Here is a 25,160-nt window from a genome sequence, read left to right as displayed (position 1 = left end):
TCTATCCCCCTCTTCCCCTACCTCCGGGCGACGGGGACCACCCAAGTGTCGGGCAGAGGTCACCAGGCAGCGGCAACGATGATGCCGACGGCTGGCTGTGCAGCCGGCGTCGCGCCCATGCCTCCTCACATCTGCCCCTGCACCTTGTAGAAGCTTTCCTCGTCAGCCGTGGCGGCAGGAGACCGGCAGAGGGCCTGGTGCGCTTCCGGATATCGGACAGCGTCGAAGAGCGCCGTTCCCGGCACTCTTGGTCGCGCCGGACAGACGTAGGGCGTCAACTCGTCGGATCCGTGGGAGAGCTGCGGCTGGTCCGCAACCGCGCCTTTGGTCAATGCATCACCCCCCAGGCCCCTGTCGCCGTACTCATGGTCAACGGCATCACCGACGTCACTCCCCTGGCGCGTCTCAACATCGCCAAGCCATCCCGGTGCTCGGTCGGCAAGGAACGGGGCCATACCGCTGTCGCCAGCCTTGACGTGCATTTCCTCGCGCGTCTGTGGGATCTGACGGTCCCGGAGCACACGCGGTGTCAGGTGCACCTGGAAGGCTCGTTCCGCATCCTGCCTCACTGGCCGTCACCGCGATGAGCCTGAGTAGTTCACACGAGGCCGAGACGAGCGGTGAACGCGATCAAGACACGGACGCGGCGAGCCGGCCGGAGCGGTCTCACTGGACCGGCCGGTTCGTGCCCCTGCTGTCCCTGCGTCGGCGCAGCGCGGTGATGGCAGGTGTCGTCGTGGTGGTGGTGAGCGCCGAATCGGTGGTGATCGCGCCCTACGCGCGCCGGGCGGCAGGGCAGTTGGCCCATGCCCAATTGACGTGGCTCCTGCCGGCCGTCGCCGGTGAATTGGTTTCCATGATGATGTTCGCCCGCCTGCAACGGCACGCACTCGGTACCGGCGGACTGCGCGTCCGGCTCGGTTCCGCCACCGCCACCGTGTTCGCCGGCAACGCAGTGGGCGCGACCTTGCCCGGCGGTAGCCTGCTCTCGCTCACCTACCGGACGCGCCGCATGCGTTCCTGGGGCGCCAGCGCGTCCCAGATCGGCTTCGCTCATGCGGTGACCGGTGTCCTGAGCACCATCGCGTTCGCCTTGCTCGCCGGTGCCGGCCGCGTCCTCGCGGGGGACAGCTCTCAACTCCTCTGGGTCGCCGTCCAGATCGGGGCGATCTGTGCCCTCACCAGCGCCGTGCTTGCGTTGCTCCACCACCCTGCCGTGCTGCGTCGGCCCGTGCGTGCTTTCTTTCACCTGCTGCGCAGGCTGCGCCGCGGTGTCGTGGAGCAGACGTCGGCCGACCGGCTCCTCGACGAATTGGCTGCCATGCACCCCCCGGCCCGATTCTGGGCATGGGGGCTCGGTCTGGCCCTGTTCAACTGGGGCGGAGATTTCGTGTGTCTGCTCGCCGTGTGCCATGCGGTCGGAGCATCACCCCCGTTGAGCACGGCGCTGTTCGCCTACATCGCCGGGATGACGGCCGCGTCAGCGCTGCCGTTGCTGCCCGCGGGGATCGGCGTTCTCGACGCGGCCCTGATCTTCACCCTGCACCACGGTGGGGTACCCGTCAGTGCCGCCACAGCCGCCGACCTCCTCTTCCGGACGATCAGCCCTGGACTGGTCAGCATCGCCGGATGGGTCCTGCTGGTTCAACAGCGCCGACGACCAGCCCGCCCTCAGCGTGTGCGCGACTCCGACGACCATGCCCGAACCGTTTCGGCAACCCCCGATGCGACGGCGGAACAGGCACAGTGATCTGTAAGACGTAGGCCAGGCGCAGCCGCAAGACGGAGGCCAGGCGTAGCCACCCCGGACCTATGGCCCTCGGCGGCCCCCCTTTCGGTGCCCCAGCCCAGCCCAGCCCAGCCCGGCCCGGATCACGGCATCGGCAATCACAGACCGTGGCCGCCAGGCCGACGCGGGCATCGCAGCCCTGAAGGCGCCCGGCGGCGCCGACGGATCTCCCCCTCCCCCGCAAGAAAACGAATGTTCGCATTGACGTGTGTCAGCGGTGACGGCAGACTGGAGACTTAAGAAAATGATCGTTCGTCTTTTTAGGGGTAGGATCGTGAAGAACCTGTCGGCGGGACCGCCCTCGTGGCGCCGGACCGTCATCGTGACCGTGGCATTGCCGCTGGTGATCTCGCTGGCCGTGATGGCATACGCATGGCCCGCATCGCGCATCGCGCCCCGTGATCTGCCCGTGGGTGTGGTGGGCACGAGCACGGCCGGCCAGAAGGCGGTCGAGGGCCTGGAGCACAGCAAGCCGGGCGGATTCGACTTCCACCTCTACCCCACCCGGGCCTCGGCGCGGTCCGCCATCGAGAACCGGGAGATCTACGGCGCCTTCGTCGTCACCGCCGACAACGTCACGGTGCTGGAGGCCACTGCCGCGAGTACGTCCGTGGCCCAGCTGCTCACCGCGACAGGCCAGCAACTTGCCGCCCACGCGGCCAAGTTGCCCGCGAAGGATGCCACGCCGCCCGCCGGCACGTCCCACAGGACCGCCGTTGGGAAGAGCCTGGCCAAACCCGTGCCCAAGGTCGGCTTCCAAACGGTGGATGTCGTGCCCACCGCCGCCGACGACCCGCGGGGAGTGGTCTTCAACTCGGCGCTTCTCCCTCTCACCATATGCAGCATTCTGATCGCAGCTCTGATCGCGACGTCGGGTGCCCAGATGTCGGTGTGGCGCCGGCTCATCGACCTGCTCGCCGCGTGCGCCGCTACGAGCCTCGCCGCCTACCTGGTCGCCGAGGGCCTCCTCGGTGCGCTGCCGCACGAGCATGTGGCCACCTGGGGGGCCTTGTCCCTCACCATGCTCGCCATCAGCGCGACCAGCGTCGGCCTGATCACCCTCATCGGTCCCGCCGGGATCGGGCTCAGCGCGGCGCTCATGGTCTTCGTGGGAAACCCGTTCTCCGGCATCACGTCCGCACCGGAACTGCTGCCCAAGTTCGTGGGCGACATCGGCCAGTGGCTGCCACCGGGCGCCGGTGCGAATCTTCTGCGCAGCACGGCCTACTTCGGCGGCGCCGGATCCGGAGGCCACATCGCCGTTCTCGTCCTGTGGAGCACTCTGGGGCTGGCAGCCGTCGCCCTCGGCCACCGAGACTCCGCCGTCGCGAACAAGAGGCTCTCGGAAGAGCTCGCCGCTGCCGACGACGGGAGCGCGGATTCCCCGGCCGGAAACGGAACCCCGGCGGCCTTGCCGCCCTCACCCGCGAACCGTCCGCACTCGCACGCCCGGCACACCGCCCATGAGTGAGGCGGACGTTCATCGTCACGTTCACGCGTGAGGTAGCACCACCCAGTCAACGTAGCGAACAGCAAGGAATGAGAACGATGCCGTCGAAGTCCGCGGCACACTCCGAGGACCTTCGGGAAGCGGAAGCGGCGTTCCACGAGGCACGCGGCCATATGTACGGGATCGCCTGTCGGATACTCGGCAGCGGCAGTGAGGCGGATGACGTCCTCCAGGAGGCCTGGATTCGCTGGCAGACCTACGACCGGTCCGCGGTGAAGAAACCGCATGCCTTTCTCGCCACAACGGTGACCAGGCTGGCGATCAACGTGCTGCAATCCGCGCGAGCCCGCCGGGAGGCTTCCGTCGACCCGTGGCTGCTGGAGCAGGTCGACACCATGAGCGACCCCGCGCTGGGCCCCGTGAAGAGGGAGGCGCTGGAGGCCGCGGTACTGATGCTCATGGAACGCCTCACTCCGGCCCAGCGGGCGGCGTACGTGCTCCGGGTAGCGTTCGACTACCCATACGGGCAGATCGCCGAGATCCTCGGTCAGTCCCCGGCCGGCGCGCGCCAGCTCGTCAGCCGGGCCCGCAAGCATCTGGCCGCGGAGAAACGCGCCACCGCCACCAGCGCCGACTGCCACCGGTACTTGACGGCTTTCGTGGAGGCCTCCCACACGGGACATGTGGCCGTGCTGGAGAAGTTCTTCACGCAAGAGGTCGTCTCGCACTCCGACAGCGGGGGCGCTGCGAAGGCGGCGTAGTTCCCCGTAGTCGGCCGTCGTCGACGGCGAGGTACCACCGCGCGTTTGCCGAAAGCTTCTGGTCGGGCGTTACGGTACGACGGGTCGAAGTCAGCGGCAGGCGTGCGGTCGGCCTGTGTCGCGAGGACACTGTGCCGTGGACCTCACGGTGAACGTCGGGGCGCGCACGACGCTGACGACGTGCTGGTCATGGTGAACCCGTCGAAGGTCGGTTCCCTGACCATCTGAGCATGGGGTAAGTCGGCTGGACGGTCGATTCGGCAGATCCGTAGAACCTCCCATGGCTCGACGGTTCAGGACGTCGCCGGATCCGGCCAGAGCGCCCGCAAGGCGTCCGGAACGCCCTCCAGCGACTTGGAGTCCCCCATCGCCAACTGGAGAATGTAACCGGGCAGCATGCACATCAATGTGGCGGCAATCGCTTCCGGAGACGCCGCGCGCGTGAGGCTGCCGCTCTGCTGGTTCTCGCGGATGACATCGGTCAGCGCGGAGCGCATCTGTGTCATCAGGTCGTCGAACTGCTTGGCCAGCGAGGGGTTCCGCAGTGATTCGGACCAGGCCAGCACGGACAGCCCGGCGATGTTCTGCTCAGCGGTCTTCGTCTTCACGATGTCGAGGACATCGGCGATGAGGTCCCCGATCGAACTGCTCGGCCGGTTCCTGGCGGCGCTGTTGACCATCGCGAGGACGTCACGCATGTTCTCCTCGACGATCGCCGTGATCATCTCGTTCTTGCTGGCGAAATGCCGGTACACCGCCCCGGCCGAGAGGCCCGACTCCGCGAAGAGATCCTGCATGGATGTCGAATGGAATCCGTCGCGCAGGAAGCAGCGGCGCGCCGCGTCCAGGATCTGCGCACGGCGGGCGTCCATGTACTCCTGCGTGACCTTGGGCATGGATCCATCCTATGCGGAAAAAAACGAACCTTCGTGTTATCTTAGCACGCCGAGGGTACGTCGGCCGGTTCCTCGGTTCGAGGTATGCGCCGCACCGATGCCGGGCTCCGGAGGCGCCGCGAAGGCCTCGGACGCGTCACGTCGCCCCGGGACCACTGTGCGACCTACCAGCCGCATGTTCCACGCGCCGCCGACTCCGCCCTCCCGCATGCCGCCGGTACGGCCCGGTCGGCGAGGCTCTCGCGACACACCTGCCGCCGGCCTCCCGCGCGGACGGTTCCCGGCAGGCCTGTCGTACCGGAAGTAGCTCTGGCTTGTCACATTTCACGCCCTTTTGTGGTCGATGAAGTGAGAGCGGACGGAGGTGGGAAGCCGTGGACGTCTATGAGGCCGTCGTAAGCCGACAGGCAATGCGCGCGTTCACCGACAGGCATGTGCCCAGCGAGGTACTGGAGCGAGTGCTGCTCGCGGCGGCCTGGGCGCCGTCGGCATCGAACCTTCAGCCGTGGCACCTCTACGTGCTGACTGGCGAGCCGCTGGCCGAGCTCAAGAAGCGCGCCGGCGAACGGGTGGCCTCAGGAGACCCCTGGGACGAACCGGAGTACGAGCAGTACCCGCCGACGCTGGAGTCCCCCTACCGCGAGCGCCGGTCCGCCTTCGGCGAGCAGCGCTACGGCGCACTCGGCATCCCGCGCGAGGACCTGCAGGCGCGCCAGAGGGCCGCGGCCGCCAACTGGGACTGCTTCGGCGCGCCCGTCGCACTGTTCTGCTACATCGACCGTGACATGGGCCGACCCCAATGGTCCGACGTCGGCATGTATCTGCAGACCGTGATGCTGTTGCTCCGCGCCGAAGGACTGCACAGCTGCACGCAGATGGCCTGGGCGAAATACCGCACGACCGTCGCGGAGGTCCTGTCACCCCCGGACGAGCTCATCCTCTTCTGCGGCATGTCGGTCGGATTCGAGGACGGTACGGCGCGTTCCCCCCGTACAGGCCGGGCACCGCTCAGCGAGACGGTGACGTACGTCCGCTGACGATGAGCAAGCCACGTAAGCCCGACGTAGCCCCCATCGGCGCCACGATCACCATCGGCCCCGGGCTGTCCGTCTCCCGCGCCGTTTCCCGGACCGGGCGGCACCGTCGCCGCACCGGCAAGCGGCCGCGTTCGCCGCGGGTCGCGAGGGCCTGGCGGCCGCGTGGAACGGCGCGGAACGGAGTGGAACGCCCAACCCTCAGGTGGTCACGCGGGGCTGCACAGGGCGCGCACTTTTGAGGGTGCGCGGCCTCGACCAGGTCGGCTCCACCGAATCAGCACATGGGCCGAGAACCGGGACAGGGATGAACATTTCGAGAAAGAGCCGGCTGTTCGCAGTGGTCGGGGCCCTGGTGGCCTCGCTGGCCGTGTCCGGGGGCACCGCGTCGGCGAGCGTGCCCGCAGGGGCCGTGGACCGCGCGGCGAACTCGCAGAACTTCAGCATCACGTCCAACGACCAGCAGAACCAGTTCGTCCAGGCGGTCGGCACCCCCAACGCGACGGTGGTGATCGCGGGGACCGTCAATCTGGACCTGAGCGGCCTGTCGGCGATACCGGTGGCACCGGGGGTTCGGATCATCGGCGACCGCACGGTCGTCGCGAAAGGGCCGCGAATCTTCACGACGACGTTCCCGCGCACGCTGCTCACCGTCGGGGACAGCAACGGCGGGACCGCGGACAACGTGCGGATCAGCGGGATCAGGTTCGACGGCGGGGAGCCGATGGACCCCGGAGCGTCCGTGGGTACCACGGACGCCGACGGGATCGACATCTGGTCCAGCCAGAACGTGGAGATCGACCACGACGAGTTCGCCCGGTGGCGCGGCGCGGCGATCAACGTGCAAGATCCGGGCAACCGGATCAACCGTGCCAACGCCGACACGGTGTGGGTGCACGACAACTACATCCATGACAACCAGCACCCCACCATGGACGGCGTCGAGGACGCGTTCGGCAACCACCACGGCGCCGGCTACGGGGTGGCCCTGAACAACGGCGCCTACGCGCTGATCGAGAAGAACGAGTTCCAGGCCAACCGCCACTCGGTCACCGGCGACGGCCGGCCCGGCACCGGGTACCTCGTGTACCGCAACCTCATGGAGTCGCCCGGACTCGGCTTCTCGCTGCTGGGATGGGACCACTACGAGCACCTCATCGACATGCACGGCCGCGGGGACTGCTCCAACTACCAGTGCGGGCCGGCGGGCGAGTACGCCGACATCGCCTACAACTCCTTCCCCTCCACCAACTCGACCGAGATCAAACTGCGTGGCACGCCCTCGGACGGTTTCGACGTCGAGAACAACGTCTTCGCCCACACCGTCAGGTGGTCCACCACGTTCACCAACGGTGCGCTGGACCAGACCGAGACCGGCCTGCACGACAACGGCGGGAACATCCTCGGGGCGAACCGTGACAACCAGCGTACGTGCGACTTCGACGGCGACGGCATCACCGACCCCTTCATGACCACGGGCTTGACCTGGTGGTACGCCACCAGTGCCGGCGACCAGCACTGGGTCTACCTCAACCAGTCGAACGAGCGCATCGCCGACCTCCGGTTCCGCGACGTCAACGGCGACGGCTTGTGCGACGTGACCTCGGTCAACAGCGGCAAGGTCTACTACACCCACCGCCGGCTCGACGACGCGGTGCGTCCCGACAACGGCCTTCCCGCGGTCGCCCCCGCCCCCGGTTCCTCGGTCGCCATGGCTTCCCAGGACGAGACGGACACCACGAAGGGGGTCCAGGCGTTCGCCGTCGACGCGCAGGGCGCGCTCTACACCACCCACATCGTCCCGGGGCAGGCTGCCCAGAACTGGGCCGCTGACTACGACACCCCCGCACCACTGGCGTCCGTGGCGGCGGCGACCAACGCCGACGGACGGATCGAACTGTTCGCCCTCGACCGAACCGGGCAGATCCACTCGCGCAGGCAGACGAGCCCCGGGTCGAGCGGGTGGTCGCCGTGGACGGGCATCGACGGCATCCTCAATTCGATCTCGGTGGCCCGCAACCAGAACGGAACCCTCCAGATCTTCGGCACCACCCCCGCCGGCACGATCTTCACCCGCTCCCAACCACAGGCCTCGATCGACAACTGGAACGGCTGGCGGCAGATGGACGGCCTCCTCACCAAGATCGTCGCGGGAACCCACGCGGACGGAACGATAGAGGTCGACGGCATCACCGCATCCGGCACCGCGTTCCACCGTCGGCAGACCACCGTCAACGCGACCGACCCCGCGTCCAACTGGTCGAACTGGGTCCAGATGTTCGCCGATCAGGGGCTGCTCACGGACATCTCCGTAACCCCCACCTACTACCAGGAGTTCGCGTTCTTCGGTGTCTTCGGCGACGCGGCCTACCAGAACACCGAGGTGGCGTGGGGCGGTTACAACGGCGGCGGGTGGCATCCCCTCACGTACGGCAGCGGCATGCGCAACGTCGCCGCGCAGCGGTGCGGCGGTGACGTGCTCCTCATCGGCGTCACTGACGACGGGAAGACCGAGATCGACGAGATCGGGGGCGGGTTCATCGGTGGTGATTACGGGTGGGAACCGATCAACGGTGCCACGGCGCGTGCCACCTGATCCGTGCCGAGACCGCGGCGAGCTGACGCACAGCCGAGCGGGCGGACGAAAACCCGAACTGACGTGAGAGGAAAGGGGGTTAACGTAGCCTCCAGCGCCCCGTCGAAACGGCCGGGGACCCTCGCGACGGGGCGGCTGCGCCCCCGCCGGGCGAGAGCGCCTGCCGCCGCTCGCCGATCACATGCCTTGGGGGCACGCATGGGCACATTCCGACGCACCAACCTGTTCTACGGCGTCGACCACGAGCAGGTGTACGCCGCGCTGGAGGAGTTCTGGCGCAGCGAGGACCACACACTCAAGCGGGATGACGTCAACGACGTCAACCGCGACGCCTACGCCCTGCACGAGCGGCGCGGCGACTGGACCGTGCTGGAATGGACCCGGGGTTGGGAGTGGGACCTGCGCCGACGCGCCCAACTCCACGTCTCGCGCGCCTACGACTGCCCCGGGCTGCTGGTCTTCATCTACGACGACGACTTCTGGGGCTGCGAGCTCTTCCACCACGGTACGGCGATCGACCAGTTCCAGCAGGAGAGCGGCAACATCGGCTCCTTCTTCGGCGACCTTCCGTGCCAGGGGCGCCCCGACCTCCTGCTGGCCCAATTCCCGGCTCTGGACCTGGACATCGAGCATGCCCGCGCCTACCTGACCCACTACAGCATCGACGACCCCGGGTACGAGGACATCGACTGGGAGGACGAGCGCGACCCTCGCAACAGCCCCGCCCGCCCGGGCGATGGGTACGGCCGCCTTGAAGGAGGCGTCTACTGGGACTTCCAGTACTTCCTCGGCGTCGACCGCCGTGCCCCGGTCTGGCGGAGATTCACCACCTTGCCACAGGCACCCACGAGAACGGACGACTGAACCGACCTCTCCGGACGACCGAAGGTGACGACACACACCCCTGGGTCCGCGACCACGCTTTCCGCCGTGTCAGGCGATCGTGCCCAGGTCGGCGCCGGTCCAGTGCTCCGGCCGCATCCGGACCACGACGTGGTCAGCGAGTTCGGCCTCGGCCCATACCGTGTACCGGTCCAGGTCCTCGCCGCGGAGGTACCGGGCGGCGAGGTCACGGTGAGCGGTGGGGCCGGGCTCGGCGATGTCCGCAACGGGACCTTCGACGGACACGTACCGAGGGGTTGGTTCGCTGCGCTCCACGAGGAGGCTGAACCGGCCGCTGGCTTTGATCAGGTTCAGTTTGCGCGAGTTCGCGCCGGTGAGGATCCACGGCAGGCCGCCGGGACGGTAGCCGTACCAGATCGGTACCAGTAGCGGCCCACGGCTGGGACCGGCAGCGACACCCAGCGCGGCAACGTGCGGCTGCGCCAGGAAGGCTTCGCGTTCTTCACGTGAGAGTGTCATGCACCCGACTCTAGGGTGCGGCACTCACAGCGGCTTCAGCCTCCAGCTCCAGCGGCGCGCTGGTGTCGTGCACCGGGTGGCTTTGTCGTGGACCTGCCTGTGCCAGGGGAGCAGATCGGCCTCGACGACAACTCGAATCCATCCCGGATATCACTGACCGAGTGAACGGCGGGGTCGTGATTGCGGGTGCTGCCGGGACGGTATACGCACCAGCTTCCCACCGTGCCGCCGGACGACACGTCGGGGTCGCAGCCCGCTAGGAAGCGTCTGCTCAGCCTCCGGCTGACAGTCCCCTGCGTGAACGAATGTCTCGCCTACATCAGGGCCCTGTCCGGCGCGGGGTGCCTGGGCGGTGTGACCACCCCGCCGGATGCTGCTCGGTGGTGCGCCGGCTGATGCCGACGCACCACCCCACTTGGGCCGCATTGCTGTGGCCGGGCGCCGATGTGGGCGAGATCGTCGCGGTGCGGTACCGGGGATCAAGCGAGCACCGCGAGGGCCGTTCGATGGGCACCCGGCCGGCACCGAGCCGCTCGGTGAACGCGCGCTTGGACAACACCCGTCCCCGCGCTTGAACCCGGCGGCCCCGCCGTGCTCACCCGGTCGCGTGCGCGGTGGGCATGCGCCGCGGTCAGCCGTTGATCAGGTCGAATTCCTCCCAGGGCCCGATCGCCGTGCGGTTGGCGATCAGCGGATCGGCGCCGGCGTTTTCGGCGGTGACGTAGTCGCCGTTGACCATGGACTTGAGGCTGACACTGCCGTCGCCGTTATGGATGAGCTGGAACTGTTCCCAGGTGCCCACCGCGTTCACCTTCGCCAGCAGCGGGTCGGCCCCGGCGTTGTCCGCGGTGACGTACTTGTTGTTGGCGTGAGCGCGGAGCGCGACGGAGCCGTTGCCCTGGTCGATCAGGTCGAACTGCTCCCAGGGGCCGATGGCGGTGCGGTTGGCGATCAGTGGGTCGGCGCCGGCATTGTCGGCGGTGACGTAGTCGCCGTTGGCGTGCGCTTTGAAGGAGACCACAGAGCCGTTGCCGGGCGTGCCGCCACTGCCGTCGATGCCGATCTGTACGGTGCCCAGGTGTCTGGCGGTGGTCGCCGGGGACCCGGAGACCTGTGCGTAGGGCAGCGCCGTGGTGGGGGCTGCGACCTGCTCGACCAGGTAGGACTGGCCGGAGACTACCGGCACGTTGAAGGTACCGGCAGTGGTGGAGGAGACCACCACCGCGTTGCTGGAGCCGTTCACGACCTGAACCGCCTTGCCGGGCCAGGGGGTGCGGACCTTCATCGTCTGTGACGAACCGGCCTGGATGGCCACGGTGACCGGACTGCCGCCCTGCACCTGCACGTTCACCTTGGTGTTGCCCTGCACCGCGACGGTGCCGCTGACGTCCCAGCCGGCCGGCCACGCCGGGGCGACCCGGAGGGTGCCGTCGTAGTCCTGCACGAGTGCCTCGTTGAGCGCGGTGGCCACTCCGGAGACCTGCTCGATGTAGCCCTCGGTGCCGACGGTGCTGCCCAGGTCGGACAGGCCGTTGATGTACACCTGGTGGGCCTGTGTGATGGCGACCAGCCGGGAAGCGACCTCACTGGCCATGCCGAGGCGGGCCGCATCGATCGCGTCCATGTTCCAGTCGTTGCCCGCGCCGTAGAACACCCGGTGGTTGTAGGTGCGCACCGCGAGGTCGTGCAGCGCGCCAGGGTCGTCTGTGATCAGGTTGTACGGCCACACCGGCTCCAGGTCGATGTTCTCGCCGTTCCTGACCGTCGCGGTCGGCTGATAGGACCAGGCGATGACGTCGTTGTTGGAGGAATCCGCCGACGGCGGCAGGACCTGGGTGTGACCGTAATCGGTGCGGGCCCATGGTGGGATCTGGCCGAGGGCCGTGGTGAGTTGCGACTGCAGGGAGGTGTCGGTGTTCAGCAGTTTCGCGGCGCTGACAACGGCGGGGAACAGCGCGGCATCGGCGGCCAGGTCGGTTGTAGGGTCCTGCACCGCCCACTGTGTCTCGTGCGCGTTCGCCACCGCGTGCAGCTTTCCGTCGGATCCCACTTTCTGGTAGGCCAGCAGGAAGGTCGCCGAGTCCCGCATCAGCGGGTAGTACGTGCGCAGGAAGTTCAAGTCGCCGGTGTCTTGGTACTGCTGCCACACGTAGAGACTGATCTCCGCGCCGGAGGTGACGTCGAGGGCGTTCCAATTGGGGCTCCCGGGCTGGCTGCAGGCCGCGTTGGCGCCGGGCGACGGGTCGCCGCCGTTGCCGTTGAACCGCATGACCTCCGGCACGCAGGCCCCGGCCAGGCCGCCCATCTGCTGCTTCGTCCAGGCCTCGATGGCCGGCAGATTGTTCTGGTAGAGGTTGAAGATCGGGATGTTGAGGGCGAAGTTGGCACTGCTCATGTTCGCCGAGATCTGCGTGCGCAGGTTCCACAGCCACGTCGCCGATGGCGTCCAGTTCTGATGGTCCTGGCCGAAGTTGAACATGTCGGCTACCCCGGCCTGGCTGCCGGGGATGGCGCCCCGCATGGACGCGGCCTCCATGAACAGGTAGATCGTGCGCAGCGACTCCATGTACTGGGCCTGGCCATCGGCCGAGTTCGCCTCCAGCATTCCGCTGTTGGCCCAGTAGTTCGCCCACCAGGACTGCTGGGTGGACAGCAGGGAGGATTCGGCGGCGCCGGCGTCCGAGCCCAGCAGCGCGGAGGCGGTGCTGCCGGCGCTGCCACCGGTCCAGGTGGGTGCGCCCGCGATCACCCGGAAGGACCCGTCGGCGTTGGGTGTGAAGTTCACCTTTACCTGCGCGCTGTTGACGACCTGCGCCGAGACGCTCCGGCCGCCCGCACTCAGTGCGGCCAGTGATCCGAAGGTCCGCCCGGAACTGCCGGCTTCCTGATTGTCCACCCATGTCTCGGCCAGCGTGCCGATCGCTCCCGAGGCCGCCGCCTGTGGGCTGCGCCCGGACCACAGACTGATCGAGGCGGACTGGGCGGCGTCGGGATCGGCGCCGGTGACGTCCACCACCAGTTCGTCTTTCGTGGCCGACACCCACGCCTTGAGCGTCATGCCGCCGCCGGACTCGTTCAGCACCCCGGTGTACAGGTCGAGGTAGCCCTTGAAATCCGCGGCGCCGGTCAGCTTCGACAGGCCGGGAATGTTCACCTGCCCGGGCGACTTGCGGCCCGGCAGTGTGTCGGAGCGGTTGAGCTGCGCGGTGAATCCGTTCGCCGCCCACACCGCGGTGCCGAGCGAGCCGTTGCCCAAGGGCAGCGACTGCGCACCAGCCGAGTTCGGCTTGCCGAGCACGATGTCGGAGCGGCGGACCACATTCGGTGTGTCCACGTGGAAACTGCCGTTCTGCCAGGCCGTGGTCGCGGTCGCAGCCGCGGCCGCGGCCGACCGCGCGGCTGCGGGGACGAGGAGCCCGGCCGTGAGAAACGCGGCAGCTACTCCAGCTAATGATCGGATCATTCTCAGACGCCGAGATGTGTGGTGCCGTTGCAGCATAATCGCTCCTAATGCGCGCGACACGCAACGCATGCCGGTAATTGAGCGGGAAAATGCACGAGTGGGCGAAGCACACAGTGGGCGTTCAGGCGAGAGCATGTCAAGAGACCAAACTCAAATACATCCGATGTGTGTGATGACCAGGCGAGACTGGAGATACGGGTGGCCGGCACGACGCGGCGCCGACGATCCCCACCCCAACTCACGGAGGCTCCCCGCTGCGGGTGCGCCGGTCTCACAACGGGGGACGGCTCGGAAGCTCTTCGACGAAGTGGGTGTCCTGCTCGGCGGACGCGTTGGAGGCGCCGAGGCCCTGACCGGGCGGTGCTGCCGGAGACCAGCAGTGCGACCAGGTTGCGCACGGCGCGCTGCTGGGTCTGCGGTGGGCCGGCCGCTCGCCCCGCATGGACACCTCCTGCCAGCCTGGATCGTGTTCCAGGCCGGCTTCACCGCGTCCGGCACCTCACACCCGAGAGCTGCGGACCGTACGGCGTCCTCCGGTAAGACGGGTCACCACCGAGCGCATCGCGTGGCGCAGGGCCAGGCGCGTCTCCTCGGTGGCGTCGCGGGTCTCGAAGCCGTGGTGGCCGTTCGGTACGTCGACCAGTTCCAGGTGTGTCCCGCAGTCCTCGGCCGCGGTCACGAACGCCTCCACGGTGGCGGCGACCTCGGGTGTCTCTTGCCCCGCGCGGAGCAGGACGATAGGCAGGGCGCCGGCTTGCGTGACGGCGCGGACCGGTTGGAACCGGCTGCCGGTCAGCCCCCAGTTGGGCGGTGGCGCCAGGATCGGGTACGAGGCGGCCAGGCAGCGCAGCCAGGCAGGGGGGTGCCTCAGCCAGTCCGCGGTGAGCAGGCCGCCGCCGGAGAAGAACCACAGGGCGATCCGGTCGGCGTCCACCCGGGGATCGGACCGGACCAGTTCCACGGCGGCGGTGACGTCCGCGGCGGCGCTTTCGAAGTCGCCGACATCGTGCAGCCGGTGGTCGAGGGTCACGCCGATCACGCCTGCGGCGGCCGCCAGGCGGGCGTGTCCCACCAGGGTCGGCCAGTCGCGCGGGGTCGGCCGGGCACCGGCGGGCACCGGACCGCCGTGCACGAGGACCACGGCCGGTAGCGGGCCCTTGGCGTCGGGGACGTACAGGTCGACATGTCCCCTGCGGTCGCGGGGCACCTCGGGCACCTCCAGCGGGAACGGCCGCAGATGGACGGGCGTCGCAGAGACGTCGGCCGGTCGCAGGCGGCGCCCCTCGCCGGCCGCAGCACGCAGCAGGACGTCCGCCAGTGCGGAGGAGCAGGACAGCATCGGCCAGTGACCGGTGGGCAGTTCGAAGAAGGTGACCTGGGGGTCGGTCAGGGTCGCCATCGTGGGGTCGCCGAGATCGACGCGCTGTTGCACCAGGTCGATGCCGACACCGTTACGGGTGCACAGCACCCCGGTGGTGGGCACCGCGGCCACCGCTCCGGTCAGTCGCAGCGGCTGCAGCAGAGTGCCCAGCGGCTGCGGCGCGGCAAGGGCCGTGAGCCGCTCCAGTGCCGCGACGGAGAGGCCGGCCGTACTGCCCCAGCGTTGCCACTCGTCACCGGACGGCGGCGCCAACTCACCTTCGAGGGAGTCGTATCGGGCCGAGTCGGACAGCTGTGCGCGCAGGGCGCGGTCCGGGACGGCGGCCAGGGCAGGAACGCCGTTCTGTGGCATTCCGCAGTCCAGGTACACGACGCGGGCGACGTGCTGAGGCCGCCGGTCGGCGGCACCGAGCACCGGATGGATGCCGTAGTCGTGGCCGACGAGCACGATCTCCCGTCCGGGCGCCGGGCCCACCGCGTCGATCACCGCGATCACGTCCGCGATGTGCGTCTCCAGATCGACGGGGGCCCGACGCGGCGGGGCGGTCCGCATCGACTCCGCTGAGCGGCCCGTATCGACTCCGGTGAGCGGGACCGCGTGCACCTCGCCGCCCGCCTCCGCCAGTCGCGCGGTTGTCTCCTGCCACACCCCGGCGCCGGTGAACACGCCCGCCACCATGATGAACACGGTCATGACTGTCTCCTCGGGTCCGACACCTGACGTCACGCCGGTCGCGTGCGTCCAGGTCCGCGGGCCCGGACGTAGCTCCGGGCCGCGTGCGCCAGTACCGTAGGAACTCCCCCAGAGGGAGGTTCAACTGTCGTCGCACGAGTTTGTGTGGAGCATCGGTGAGCTCGCCGAACGCGCGGGTGCCACCGTGAAGACCGTCCGCTTCTACTCCGACCGCGGTCTGCTGCCCGAGGCCTCCCGTAGCAGTGGCGGGCACCGCCGCTACGGCGCTGAGGCGTTGGAGCGACTGCGGCTGATCCGCTCCTTGCGGACTCTCGGCCTGCCGCTGCCCGAGGTGCGCCGGGTCCTCGAGGACGAGGGCGCGGCGGGCCGTGTGCTGGAGGACGCCGTCGCGGGTCGTCTGCGTGAACTGGGCAGTGAGGTGCGGGCGTTGCGCTGGCGGGAGGCCGCGCTGCGGCTGGTGCGCGAGTGCCCGCCGGCTGAGCGGGCGGACCGGCTGCGACTGCTCGGCGCGGTGAACGTCCCACCGAGCACGGCACCGCTGGCCCGGTTCTGGCGTGCCTGGCTGCCGCCGCGGATGCCGGCCCGGGCGACGTCGGCGTTCCTGGAGGAGGCCGTTCCGCAGCCGCCCGATGAGCCGGACCCGGCGCAGGTGCTCGCCTTCGCCCGGCTGCACGCGATGACGACGGCTCCCTGCTCGGGCGGCCGGCAGACCCAGCCAGAGGTGCACCGTGTGGGCGGGGCCCACGGGGCGGCCGCGCTGTACGCGGGTCTCGCCGAGGCGTACGAACTCGCGGGCCCCCAGCTGCGGCGGGCACGCGACCCGTACCCGGGTGAGGCGCTGGACGCCTATGTGGCGGCGTACGCGAGCGCCTACGACAGCCCCGACAGCCGGGAGTTCCGCCGCCTGCTGGCCCGGCGGCTCGCCGCCGATCCGCGTCTGGACCGGTACTGGGAACTGACGGCCGTGGTCCTCACGCCGCCGGGTGGCGCGCCGGAACCGACGCCGGGTTCCGCGGACGACTGGCTGCGCACGGCGCTGGAGCGGGACAACGCCGCCGCCGCGTAGACCACAAGACCGAGGAAACCTGTGCGGACCTTGCGGTGCCCCGCCCCGGCCGGGACGGACTGCCCGGCGCGCCTCCGCCGTCAGCGGCTGCTCGTGGTGCCGATGTCGACGATGTGGTTGTACCGCTCCACCAGCACGAAGAGCTTGGTCTTCTGCGTCGTCCCCCCGCTGCCGAAGGTCAGGGTGACGACGACCTCATGGCCGTTACCGACAGCGCCGTTGTCGGTCACCGTCCACTGGGCCGGGACGTTCTGGGCACGCAGGACGCCGTCCGCCCCGTTCGCGTCCTCCCAAACCCCCAGCCGCTGGGCGAATTCGGGCGTCAGGTAGTGCTCGCGAAGCACCGTGGCCAGCGTGACGTCCGGGTCCTCGTAGTCGCCCTTCGCGTCGATGTACGCGCCGTAGAAGTCGGCGACCCGGGTCACCGCTTGGCCGAACGTGCCACTGACCGACCGCGGCGCGACGGCGGACACCTTCGCGGGCGCCGGGGCGGACGCCTGTGCCGACCCGGTGAGCCCCAGCGGCAGGGTCACCGCGGCGACGAGGCCGGCGATCAGAGCGGTGCGGCGGACGGGCTTGCGGGCGGTCGTGTTGCTGTTCATCCGTGTGTCTCCCCGATTTCGGTGGGCTCCAAAGTGCGTCGCTGGGTGCGGGGCGGCCTCCTCGACCCTCGTGGTGTGGGGGCGGCTCCGGCGACAGCAAGAGCATCGGCGGCCCCGCGGTCCGGGCACAACGGACCGCGCCCGATCCGCAACGGTGGAACCGTCCCAGGCCATTTGACCTCTCTTTATCAGGAGTGCCTGGGATGCCGTCCTGGGACGCGAGGCGGGGGAACCGGTGTCGTCCCAGGACGAGGTGGAGGAGTTCGCGGCGCTGCTGCGGCGTCTGAAAGCCCGCACGGACCGCAGTTACGCGGCACTCGCGCGCCGCCTGAACATGAACGCCTCGACGCTGCACCGGTACTGCGCGGGGGACGCCGTGCCGCTCGGCTTCGCACCCGTGGAACGGTTCGCCGCGATGTGCGAGGCCAGTCCGGCCGAACGGATCGAGCTGCACCGGCGGTGGATCCTGGCAGTGGCGGCACGACAACGGTCCCGGACGGCGACCGAGCCCGCACCGGAAGGCGCGGGAGCCCGCCCGGCGTGCAGCGAGAACTCCCAGGCCGATGGGGCGGCTGAGCTCGCGTCCGCGGTGACCGCAGACCCCATCTCCACGACGGCCGCCGAGTTTGTGCCCGCGGCAGCGCCCGGCCCTCGCCCGGCCCCCGACAAACCCCCGCCAAGAGCGTCGCTTACTCGTCGCGCGAGCGCGACGCGGCATCGCACCCGCCTCGCGAAATCCCTGGTCCAGGCGCCGCGTGGCGTTCGCCGCGGCTGTCGTGACCGCACTGATCGCCACCCTGGGCAGCCTGTCCGCCCTGTCGTACGGGCACTTCTGGACCACCGGCGGCAACCAGGCGTCCGGCACGAAGACCGCGAAGACCGCAGACGCACGGCACGACTCCCCGACACAGTCCGCACCCGCCTCCACCGCGCTCCACCGGCCGCCCGGCGCGCCCTCGCCGAAGGCACCCGCAGCGGGCGACCGCTCGTCGAACCCGTCCATGAACCCGTCCGTCAAGGCCGTCCCCGCCGCGCCGCCCCTCGCCTGGACCGCGAACTCCCAGCTGTGGGAGCTCGGTTGCCATCACGACTACGTCATCGACAAGGCGCCCCGGCAGGTGCCGCCACCCCCGGCCCCCAGGACGCCGCCCCATGGGCGCGTACACAAGGCGCGGTGCACGGCGGCCAAACACTCGTGGGCATCTCCGTGCAGGGGCGAACGGACGCTGCCGTCGTCCTGGAAGCGCTGCGGGTCCGCGTCGTGGGAGGGGCCACCCCGGTGAAGGGCACCGTCTACGCCACAGGCCAAGGCTGCGGCAGCGACATGAATCCCCGCTCGTTCGCCGTGGATCTGGACATGGACCGACCGATCGCCCGCTCGGTCCAGGGCGGTGAGGGCGGAACGAGCACCCCGGCGATGCGGATGCCCTACCGGGTGTCCGCGAAGGATCCCGAGGTGCTGCTGGTCGACGCTCGAACCGCCGGCTGCGACTGCCGCTGGTACCTGGAGTTCGACTGGTCCTCGCAGGGCCGCACCGGCACCGAGCGCATCGACGACCACGGCCTCGCGTTCCGCACCAGCGCCATCAAGGGCCTGCCGCGCTACTGGTACGCACGCGACGGCTGGACCCCCCTCACAAGCTGAGCAGGGCCAACGGCACACCCGACCATCACCCCCGGATGATCAACGCGCTCACCCCCAGGGCCACGAGCCAATCGGCCTTCCTCGTGACCCAGTTGGGCCGTGGGCCGGCATCGCGGGAGGCGGTCACGAGACACAGTTCGCCGCCCCGGGTGTCGCGCACAGGCTTCACGTGAAGCCTGGTTCATCGGTCACTTTGCAGAACCTTTGACGCGCCTCCGGTGACTGCGCGTGAGTTCACCTGCCCGGTGAGGCCGGGCAGGCGGACGGACCGAGGGGCCGATCTGCCGAAGTCGGCCAGGTACGGCCCGTATTCGAGGCTGCCTGTCGTCTCTGGCAGCTCGATCAGCCGACGCGGTGGATGTCCCCCAAGGTTGCTCACCGTGAACTGCCGCACCAGAAAGTTCCGTTGGTCTCGTTGACACGCCGCAGGCGCACGCGTTCACTCGTCTCTCGTGAATGGCAACGTTGTCAGGCCGTCGGAGCGGCCGGCACCGTTGCCTCTCGTCGGCGTGCGCTCTTCGGCACGCCGACACCTCATGTGCGAAGTGGGACCCCGCTGTGGAGGCAACCGATGGCAAGACCCCGACGTTCAGCCGCTCCACGTAACCGCAAGAGATTCCGTCAACGCCTGGCCGTGGTGTCCGTCTTGGGCATCGCCGTCCTTCCGCTTCCCACGATCGGGAACGCCCAAGCGGCGAGCGCCGCGGCCCCGGGCTTCGTCAAGGACCCCGCGTCCCTGGTCAACCCCCTCATCGGCACCTCCGGTGCGGTGGACACCTTCCCCGGCCCCGACATGCCTGCCGGCATGGTGCAGTGGGGCCCCGACACGACGCCCGACCGACCCTCGGGCGGCGGCTACGAGTACAACGACAGCAAGATCTCCGGCTTCAGCCTCACCCATGTCTCCGGGCCCGGCTGCGGCGTCGCGGGTGACCTGCCCGTCCTGCCGGTCACCGGAGCGCTGTCCGGCAGCCTCGGCGGTACGTCCGTAGGCTTCGGCCACGATGACGAGAAGACCGGCATCGGCTCCTACAAAGTGACCGACGCGAACGGGGTCACGACCCAGCTGACCGACACCACCCGCGCCGGTCTGGGCGCCTTCACCTTCCCCGCGGGCCGGCAGGCCAACCTGCTCTTCAAGCTCAGCGGTGGCGCCACGCAGGTGGACGGGACCCGTGTCCAGGTGGTGAACAAGAAGGAGATCAGCGGCTCGATCGACAGTGGTCACTTCTGCGGCGCGAGCAACAGGTACACGCTGCACTTCGACGTCAAGTTCGACCAGCCGTTCACTGCCAGTGGCACCTGGGTCGGCAGCACGATCAACCCGAGCGCGACCTCGCTGAAGGCGGGCAAGGCCCGGCAGGACCTGCGGACGCACCCGTCGAAGCCGCTGAAGGAGAAGCACTTCACCGTTCCGGCCGCCCCGTCCCCGACGGTGCACAACGCCGGCGGTGGCACCCGTTCCGCCCCCTCGTCCCCGGCGGCGAGCGCGAGCAGCGCACCCGGCAAGTCGGCCACAGGCAAGGCCCGGTCGAGCGCCGAGCCGCCGACGACGGGTGCGAACGGGATGTACCTGACCTTCGACACCTCCACCAACCCCACAGTGCGCGCGAAGGTCGGCATCTCGTACACGAGTGACGCCGGTGCCGCGGACAACCTCTCCCGCGAGATCAAGAACTGGAACCTCGGCACCGTCGAGCAGGCCAACCACGACGCCTGGAACGCGGTACTGAACAAGGTCCAGGTCGGCGGCGGGTCCACGGACCAGCAAGTGCAGTTCTACACCGCGCTCTACCACGCGCTGCTGCACCCGAACGTCTTCTCGGACGCCGACGGGCAGTACATGGGCATGGACAACCAGGTCCACAAGCTGGCCAAGGGACAACAGGCCCAGTACGCCAACTACTCGGGCTGGGACACCTACCGCTCCCAGACCCAGCTGATGGCGATGGTCGAGCCCAAGGTCACCAGCGATGTCGTCACCTCGATGCTCAACGGGTACGACCAGACGGGCCTGCTCCCCAAGTGGGCGTCGAACAACGGCGAGAGCTACGTCATGGTCGGCGACCCGGCCGCCGGCATCATCGCCGACGCGTACGCCTTCGGAGCCCGGAGCTTCGACACGGACAAGGCGCTCGCCGCCCTGCAGCACGAGGGCACAACGCCGAACAACGACCGCCCCGGCGAATCCGTGCGGGACGCGAAGGGCTACCTCCCGCTCGACGAGAACGACTACAGCTGCTGCAACTTCTACGGGCCGGTCTCCACACAGTTGGAGTACGACTCCGCGGACTACGCTGTCGCCGCCTTCGCCAAGGCACTGGGTAAGACGTCCGTCTACACGAAGTTCGCCACCCGCACACAGGACTGGATGAACGTCTTCAACCCGCAGACCGGGTACATGCAGGGCAAGAACAAGGACGGCCAGTTCGCGGGCGGATTCACCCCGGGCACCTCCAACGGCTTCGTCGAGGGTACGTCGGCGCAGTACACGCCGATGGTCCCGTTCAACCTGCGGCAGCTCATCCAGGCGCGGGGCGGCACGCAGGCGTACTCGTCCTACCTGGACAGCCTGCTGGACAACGTTGCCCACCCCGGTGGCACCGACGCCGACCTGAGCAATGAGCCCAGCGTCGAGATCCCGTGGGAGTACGCCTACACGGGCGAGCCGTGGAAGGCCCAGGCGGCCGTCCGCGACGCCCAGCAGAAGCTGTACTTCAACGCCCCGGTCGGTTCCTTCGGCAACGACGACCTCGGCGCGATGAGTTCCTGGTACGTCTGGTCCGCGCTCGGCATGTATCCCGAGACCCCGGGCGCGGACACCCTGGTGCTCGGCAGTCCGGCCTTCCCGGTGGCCAAGGTGACCCTGGGAAGCGGCAAGGCGGTCCAGATCAAGGCGCCCCAGGCCGCGCCCGACGCGCCGTACGTGCAGTCGCTGGACGTCAAGGGCAAGCCGTGGAAGACCTCCTGGTTGACCTATCAGCAGTTCACGGGAGCCGGCACGCTCGACTTCACGCTCGGCACCCAGCCCGACAAGTCGTGGGCGTCCGACCCGTCCGCGGTGCCGCCGTCGGACACCACGGGCGGCGACCGGGTGCTGGCGGCGACCGGCCCCACCAGCGACGGCCTCGTCCTCCAGCCGGGTGCGTCCGGTGACGGGACGCTGAAGCTGACCAACCTCGGCAGCAACGCCGTCACGGTCGACTGGAAGGCCACGGCACCCTCGGGAGTCACGCTCGACACGGCATCCGGCTCATTGCCGGTGGCAGCGTCCGGCAGCGCCGAGACCAAGGTCCATGTGACGGCGGGCTCGAACGAAGGCACGTTCCCGGTGACCTTCGCGCTGACCGACCACGCCACCGGTACGGCAGTGGGCAGTGCCGTCCTCCGCGTGGCCGTTGCGAAGGCGGGTGCGCTGTGGCCCTACGACACCAATGAGGGCGTCTTCCCCGACGGGGCCACTTTCTCGGTCGGGTTCGACGGCGGTGGCTGGGCGTTCTCGCAGAACGCGCTGTCGGCGGCCGGAGTCACCAACGGCTCCGCCATCACGGCCGACGGCGTCTCCTACACCTGGCCGACGGTGACGTCGGGTCAGCCGGACAACCTGGAGATGGCCGGCCAGAACATCCCCATGCCGACCGGCACCGCAGGTGGGTCCCTGGGCCTGCTGGGCGCTGCGACCAACGCGCCGGTCGACGGCAGCGGGGTCTCGGGCACGCTGACCGTCAACTACACCGACGGCACCACTTCCCGGGCGACAGTCGGCTTCTCGGACTGGACGCTCAACGGAGGCGGCAGCAAGCCGATTCCGGGGGACACGACGGCCGTCGCGACGGGTTACCGGAACACGGCGAACGGAGGTCGGGACGGAGTGAAGACGTACGTCTTCGCGACGAAGGTCCCCCTCGACGTGTCCAAGCAGGTGGCGTCGATCACCCTTCCTGTGACGGGCTCCACCGGCACTGTCCACCTGTTCGCCTACGGTTTCGGGCAGTGAGGCGCGGCAGGCGCTGACGACACAGGGCTGGTTCCGGTCACGACCTCCGGAACCAGCCCTCTGTGCGCGGGAGGCACGTCTTCGTGGGCTAGCGGGCGTGGGCAGCAGGCCGCGCCGAGACCAACCCGGCCCCTGTGACGGGATGCGCGAGGCATCCCGTCACAGGGGCCGGACGGTCCGGGACCGCTCGGCTACTGCGTGACGCGCACGTAGTCGACCAGCATCTTCTGCGGGAAGACGGTGGTGGCGTTCGGGGCGCCCGGCCAGTCGCCGCCCACCGCGTTGTTGAGGATCATGTAGAAGGGATGGTCGTACACCCACGGACCCTTCGTCGTCTCCAGTGTGGAGCGGGCGACGGTGAAGAAGGCGTTGTTGTCGACCGTGAACGTCATGTGGCTGGAGTCCCAGTCCAGCGCGTAGGTGTGGAAGGCGGACGAGAAGTCACTGCCCGCGACCTGGTACGGCGAGCCGAAGCCACCGCCGCCGTTGTAGGCCGGCGCGTGGAGGGTCGAGTAGACGGTGTCGGGCACCTTGCCGATGTGCTCCATGATGTCGATCTCACCGCAGGCCGGCCACGGGGTGCCGGTCTTGAAGTTGGAGCCCAGCAGCCAGAACGCGGGCCACAGTCCCTGTGTGCCGGTCACCTTGATCCGCGACTCGACGTGTCCGTAGGTGAAGTTGAAGTGGTCTGAGGTGTTGATACGGCCCGAGGTGTACTGGCAGGTGGTGGAGCCGGTCAGCGGATCGGTGGGGCAACTGGAGCCCGGGGTGGCCTCCTTGCGGGCCTCTATGACGAGGTTCCCGGCGCCGTCCATCGTGGTGTTCCTGCCGTTGGTGTAGTACTCCAGCTCACCGTTGACACCGGGGCCGGTGTCCTGCGTCCACTTCGAGGCGTCCGGTGTGGTACCGGCCGGTGTGTTGAAGTCGTCCTGGAATACGACGTGTTGGGGGTTGCCGGGGTCGGGCGGGTTGGACGGCGGGGCCGTCGGGCTGCCCCCGGTGCCGAACACGTCGAAGGTCCACAGGGAGTAGCCGTACGCCGTGCCGCGCGCGGTGCCGTACATCCGCACGTACCGGCCGGTGCCGTCGACGTTCAGGGTCTGCTTGAATCCCGTGCTGGTGGTCGTCGAGTAGACGTCGGTCCAGTTCGTGTTGTCGGCCGAGACCTGGACCCTGTAGGCGCTGGCATAGGCCGGGTCCCATTGCAGGACGACCTGGGTGACGTGCGCGCTCGCACCGAGGTCGACGCTGATCCACTGCGGGTCGGTCCAGCCGCTGCCCGCGGCCGTGGCCCAGCGGGTGGCCGGGTCGTGGTCGAAGGCCTTGGCGGGGGTGCAGCCGCCGCACTGCGCGTCGTCCTGTGCGCTGGAGGCGGTGGCGGGCTTCTTGTAGGAGAGCAGCACCGCGTTGCCGCCGCCCGGTGGGGTGGTCCCGGTGGTGAACACCTGGAACTCCCAGAGCGAGAAGCCGTACTGGGTGGCCCGGGTCGTCCCGTTCATGCGGACGTAGCGGCCGGAGCCGGTCACGGTGAGAAGTTCGGTGGCGCCGACGCCGGTGGACGTCTGGTACACGGTGGTCCAGGTGGTGCCGTTGTCGGAGACCTGGATCTGGTACGCCTTCCCGTAGGCGGCCTCCCAGCTGAGCTGAACCCCGCAGATGCTCTGCGTGGCGCCGAGGTCGACCTGGATCCACTGCGGTTCGGCGGCGGTGCTCGACCAGCGGGTGTCGTTCCTGCCGTCGACGGCGGCCGACGCGGGGGTGCCGGCGTTCTCGGTGGACGAGGCCGTGGCGGGCTTGTTCAGCGCCGCGTTGGTGGTGGAGCATCCGGTGCCGCCGTTGCCGCTGGTTCCGTAGACCTGGAACTCCCAGAGGGAGAAGCCGTATGGGGTGGCACGCGCGGTGCCGTACATGCGGACGTAGCGGCCGGTGCCGCTGACGGTCAGCGTCTGGGTGCCGCCGGTGGCCGTGGTGGTGGAGTAGATGTCGGTCCAGGAACTGCCGTCCGCCGACGTCTGGATCTTGTACGCCGTGGCGTAGGCGCTCTCCCAGTTCAGGACGACCTGGTCGACCGTGGAGGTCGAGCCCAGGTCGACCTGCAGCCACTGCGGGTCGGTGGCGGCGCTGGACCAGCGCGTACCGGCGTCGCCGTCCACCGCGGCGGAGGCGGGGGTGCCGACGTTCTCGGTGGACGAGGCGGTGACGGGCTTGCCTTGCGACAACAGCGTTCCGGCTGCCTGGGCGGGCGCCTGTACCAGGGCCAGCAGGCAGGTCGCCAGCAGAGCGGTGACGACGGTGAACAGCACGGTTCGGGGCGAACGTGCGGTGGCACGGCGGAATAAGCGGTACGGGGGTCTTCCACTCACGGCGTCTCCTGTGGGTTGGTCGCCGAATGAGAGAGCGCTCTCCGGATGACTGATGGTTACGG

General features: G+C 69.2%; 17 protein-coding genes and 1 pseudogene. 12 read left to right on the top strand and 6 right to left on the bottom strand.

Annotation, left to right across the window (positions count from 1 at the left end):
- Positions 1-290 precede the first annotated feature (290 nt).
- From HEP85_RS41285 to HEP85_RS41270, 4 genes are all read left to right on the top strand, one after another.
- Positions 291-587 carry a hypothetical protein gene (locus HEP85_RS41285; RefSeq protein WP_168532403.1) on the top strand — a complete coding sequence of 99 codons (297 nt, stop codon included), beginning with the start codon at positions 291-293 and terminating at the stop codon, positions 585-587.
- 98 nt (positions 588-685) lie between these two features.
- The gene (locus tag HEP85_RS41280) at positions 686-1,750 is read left to right on the top strand and encodes a lysylphosphatidylglycerol synthase transmembrane domain-containing protein (protein WP_168532401.1); all 1,065 of its coding nucleotides are present in this window, start codon (positions 686-688) and stop codon (positions 1,748-1,750) included.
- A gap of 313 nt (positions 1,751-2,063) precedes the next feature.
- Positions 2,064-3,260, top strand: coding sequence for an ABC transporter permease (locus HEP85_RS41275; protein ID WP_168532399.1), 1,197 nt, complete (start codon positions 2,064-2,066; stop codon positions 3,258-3,260).
- A 77-nt stretch (positions 3,261-3,337) separates the two neighbouring features.
- The gene (locus HEP85_RS41270; RefSeq protein ID WP_211118168.1) at positions 3,338-4,000 is read left to right on the top strand and encodes a sigma-70 family RNA polymerase sigma factor; all 663 of its coding nucleotides are present in this window, start codon (positions 3,338-3,340) and stop codon (positions 3,998-4,000) included.
- 293 nt (positions 4,001-4,293) lie between these two features.
- Here the strand turns inward: HEP85_RS41270 and HEP85_RS41265 are convergent, their stop codons facing one another.
- Positions 4,294-4,896, bottom strand: a complete 603-nt coding sequence (locus HEP85_RS41265) for a TetR/AcrR family transcriptional regulator (RefSeq protein WP_168532397.1) — start codon at positions 4,894-4,896, stop codon at positions 4,294-4,296.
- Between the two features lie 374 nt (positions 4,897-5,270).
- On the opposite strand from HEP85_RS41265, the gene HEP85_RS41260 reads away from it, so the two are divergent.
- From HEP85_RS41260 to HEP85_RS41250, 3 genes are all read left to right on the top strand, one after another.
- The gene (locus HEP85_RS41260; protein ID WP_168532395.1) at positions 5,271-5,933 is read left to right on the top strand and encodes a nitroreductase; all 663 of its coding nucleotides are present in this window, start codon (positions 5,271-5,273) and stop codon (positions 5,931-5,933) included.
- Between the two features lie 304 nt (positions 5,934-6,237).
- Positions 6,238-8,526 carry a tectonin domain-containing protein gene (locus HEP85_RS41255; protein ID WP_168532393.1) on the top strand — a complete coding sequence of 763 codons (2,289 nt, stop codon included), beginning with the start codon at positions 6,238-6,240 and terminating at the stop codon, positions 8,524-8,526.
- Positions 8,527-8,724: 198 nt separating this feature from the next.
- Entirely contained in the window at positions 8,725-9,390 is a 666-nt protein-coding gene (locus HEP85_RS41250; protein ID WP_168532391.1) for a hypothetical protein, read from the top strand.
- Between the two features lie 69 nt (positions 9,391-9,459).
- Here HEP85_RS41250 and HEP85_RS41245 read toward each other — a convergent pair whose 3' ends face one another.
- The 3 genes from HEP85_RS41245 to HEP85_RS41235 form a co-directional block, all read right to left on the bottom strand.
- Positions 9,460-9,888: a pyridoxamine 5'-phosphate oxidase family protein gene (locus HEP85_RS41245; RefSeq protein ID WP_168532389.1), complete on the bottom strand. Its 429-nt coding sequence runs from the start codon at positions 9,886-9,888 to the stop codon at positions 9,460-9,462.
- 631 nt (positions 9,889-10,519) lie between these two features.
- Entirely contained in the window at positions 10,520-13,222 is a 2,703-nt protein-coding gene (locus HEP85_RS41240) for a hypothetical protein (RefSeq protein WP_369658058.1), read from the bottom strand.
- A 628-nt stretch (positions 13,223-13,850) separates the two neighbouring features.
- Positions 13,851-15,425 (bottom strand): alpha/beta hydrolase, encoded by a 1,575-nt coding sequence (locus tag HEP85_RS41235; RefSeq protein WP_168532383.1) that lies wholly within the window; start codon positions 15,423-15,425, stop codon positions 13,851-13,853.
- A gap of 142 nt (positions 15,426-15,567) precedes the next feature.
- Here HEP85_RS41235 and HEP85_RS41230 point away from each other — a divergent pair, with 142 nt between their 5' ends.
- Complete coding sequence (locus HEP85_RS41230; RefSeq protein ID WP_365221840.1) at positions 15,568-16,491, top strand: MerR family transcriptional regulator; 924 nt, start codon at positions 15,568-15,570, stop codon at positions 16,489-16,491.
- An 80-nt stretch (positions 16,492-16,571) separates the two neighbouring features.
- On the opposite strand, the gene HEP85_RS41225 is transcribed toward HEP85_RS41230, so the two are convergent.
- Positions 16,572-17,093 carry a hypothetical protein gene (locus HEP85_RS41225; RefSeq protein WP_168532381.1) on the bottom strand — a complete coding sequence of 174 codons (522 nt, stop codon included), beginning with the start codon at positions 17,091-17,093 and terminating at the stop codon, positions 16,572-16,574.
- 235 nt (positions 17,094-17,328) lie between these two features.
- Here HEP85_RS41225 and HEP85_RS41220 point away from each other — a divergent pair.
- From HEP85_RS41220 to HEP85_RS41205, 4 genes and pseudogenes are all read left to right on the top strand, one after another.
- Positions 17,329-17,481 (top strand): annotated as a pseudogene (locus tag HEP85_RS41220) (helix-turn-helix domain-containing protein); the annotation flags it as partial.
- 388 nt (positions 17,482-17,869) lie between these two features.
- Positions 17,870-18,376, top strand: coding sequence for a hypothetical protein (locus HEP85_RS41215; protein ID WP_369658171.1), 507 nt, complete (start codon positions 17,870-17,872; stop codon positions 18,374-18,376).
- 74 nt (positions 18,377-18,450) lie between these two features.
- The gene (locus HEP85_RS41210) at positions 18,451-18,738 is read left to right on the top strand and encodes a hypothetical protein (protein ID WP_369658170.1); all 288 of its coding nucleotides are present in this window, start codon (positions 18,451-18,453) and stop codon (positions 18,736-18,738) included.
- Positions 18,739-19,372: 634 nt separating this feature from the next.
- The gene (locus HEP85_RS41205; protein ID WP_248002370.1) at positions 19,373-22,735 is read left to right on the top strand and encodes a lectin; all 3,363 of its coding nucleotides are present in this window, start codon (positions 19,373-19,375) and stop codon (positions 22,733-22,735) included.
- 191 nt (positions 22,736-22,926) lie between these two features.
- Here HEP85_RS41205 and HEP85_RS41200 read toward each other — a convergent pair whose 3' ends face one another.
- Positions 22,927-25,038, bottom strand: a complete 2,112-nt coding sequence (locus HEP85_RS41200; protein WP_348772479.1) for a discoidin domain-containing protein — start codon at positions 25,036-25,038, stop codon at positions 22,927-22,929.
- Between the last annotated feature and the right edge of the window lie 122 nt (positions 25,039-25,160).

Source organism: Streptomyces sp. RPA4-2 (genome assembly GCF_012273515.2).
In the GTDB taxonomy this organism is placed as follows: Bacteria; Actinomycetota; Actinomycetes; order Streptomycetales; family Streptomycetaceae; genus Streptomyces; species Streptomyces kaempferi.
This window is presented reverse-complemented; position numbering and strand designations above follow the sequence as displayed.

Coding starts and splice junctions, on each gene's coding strand:
- HEP85_RS41235 (WP_168532383.1), bottom strand. CDS start 15,425: ATGACCGTGTTCATCATGGTGGCGGGCGTGTTCACCGGCGCCGGGGTG.
- HEP85_RS41270 (WP_211118168.1), top strand. CDS start 3,338: ATGCCGTCGAAGTCCGCGGCACACTCCGAGGACCTTCGGGAAGCGGAA.
- HEP85_RS41250 (WP_168532391.1), top strand. CDS start 8,725: ATGGGCACATTCCGACGCACCAACCTGTTCTACGGCGTCGACCACGAG.
- HEP85_RS41210 (WP_369658170.1), top strand. CDS start 18,451: ATGGACCGACCGATCGCCCGCTCGGTCCAGGGCGGTGAGGGCGGAACG.
- HEP85_RS41255 (WP_168532393.1), top strand. CDS start 6,238: ATGAACATTTCGAGAAAGAGCCGGCTGTTCGCAGTGGTCGGGGCCCTG.
- HEP85_RS41265 (WP_168532397.1), bottom strand. CDS start 4,896: ATGCCCAAGGTCACGCAGGAGTACATGGACGCCCGCCGTGCGCAGATC.
- HEP85_RS41245 (WP_168532389.1), bottom strand. CDS start 9,888: ATGACACTCTCACGTGAAGAACGCGAAGCCTTCCTGGCGCAGCCGCAC.
- HEP85_RS41225 (WP_168532381.1), bottom strand. CDS start 17,093: ATGAACAGCAACACGACCGCCCGCAAGCCCGTCCGCCGCACCGCTCTG.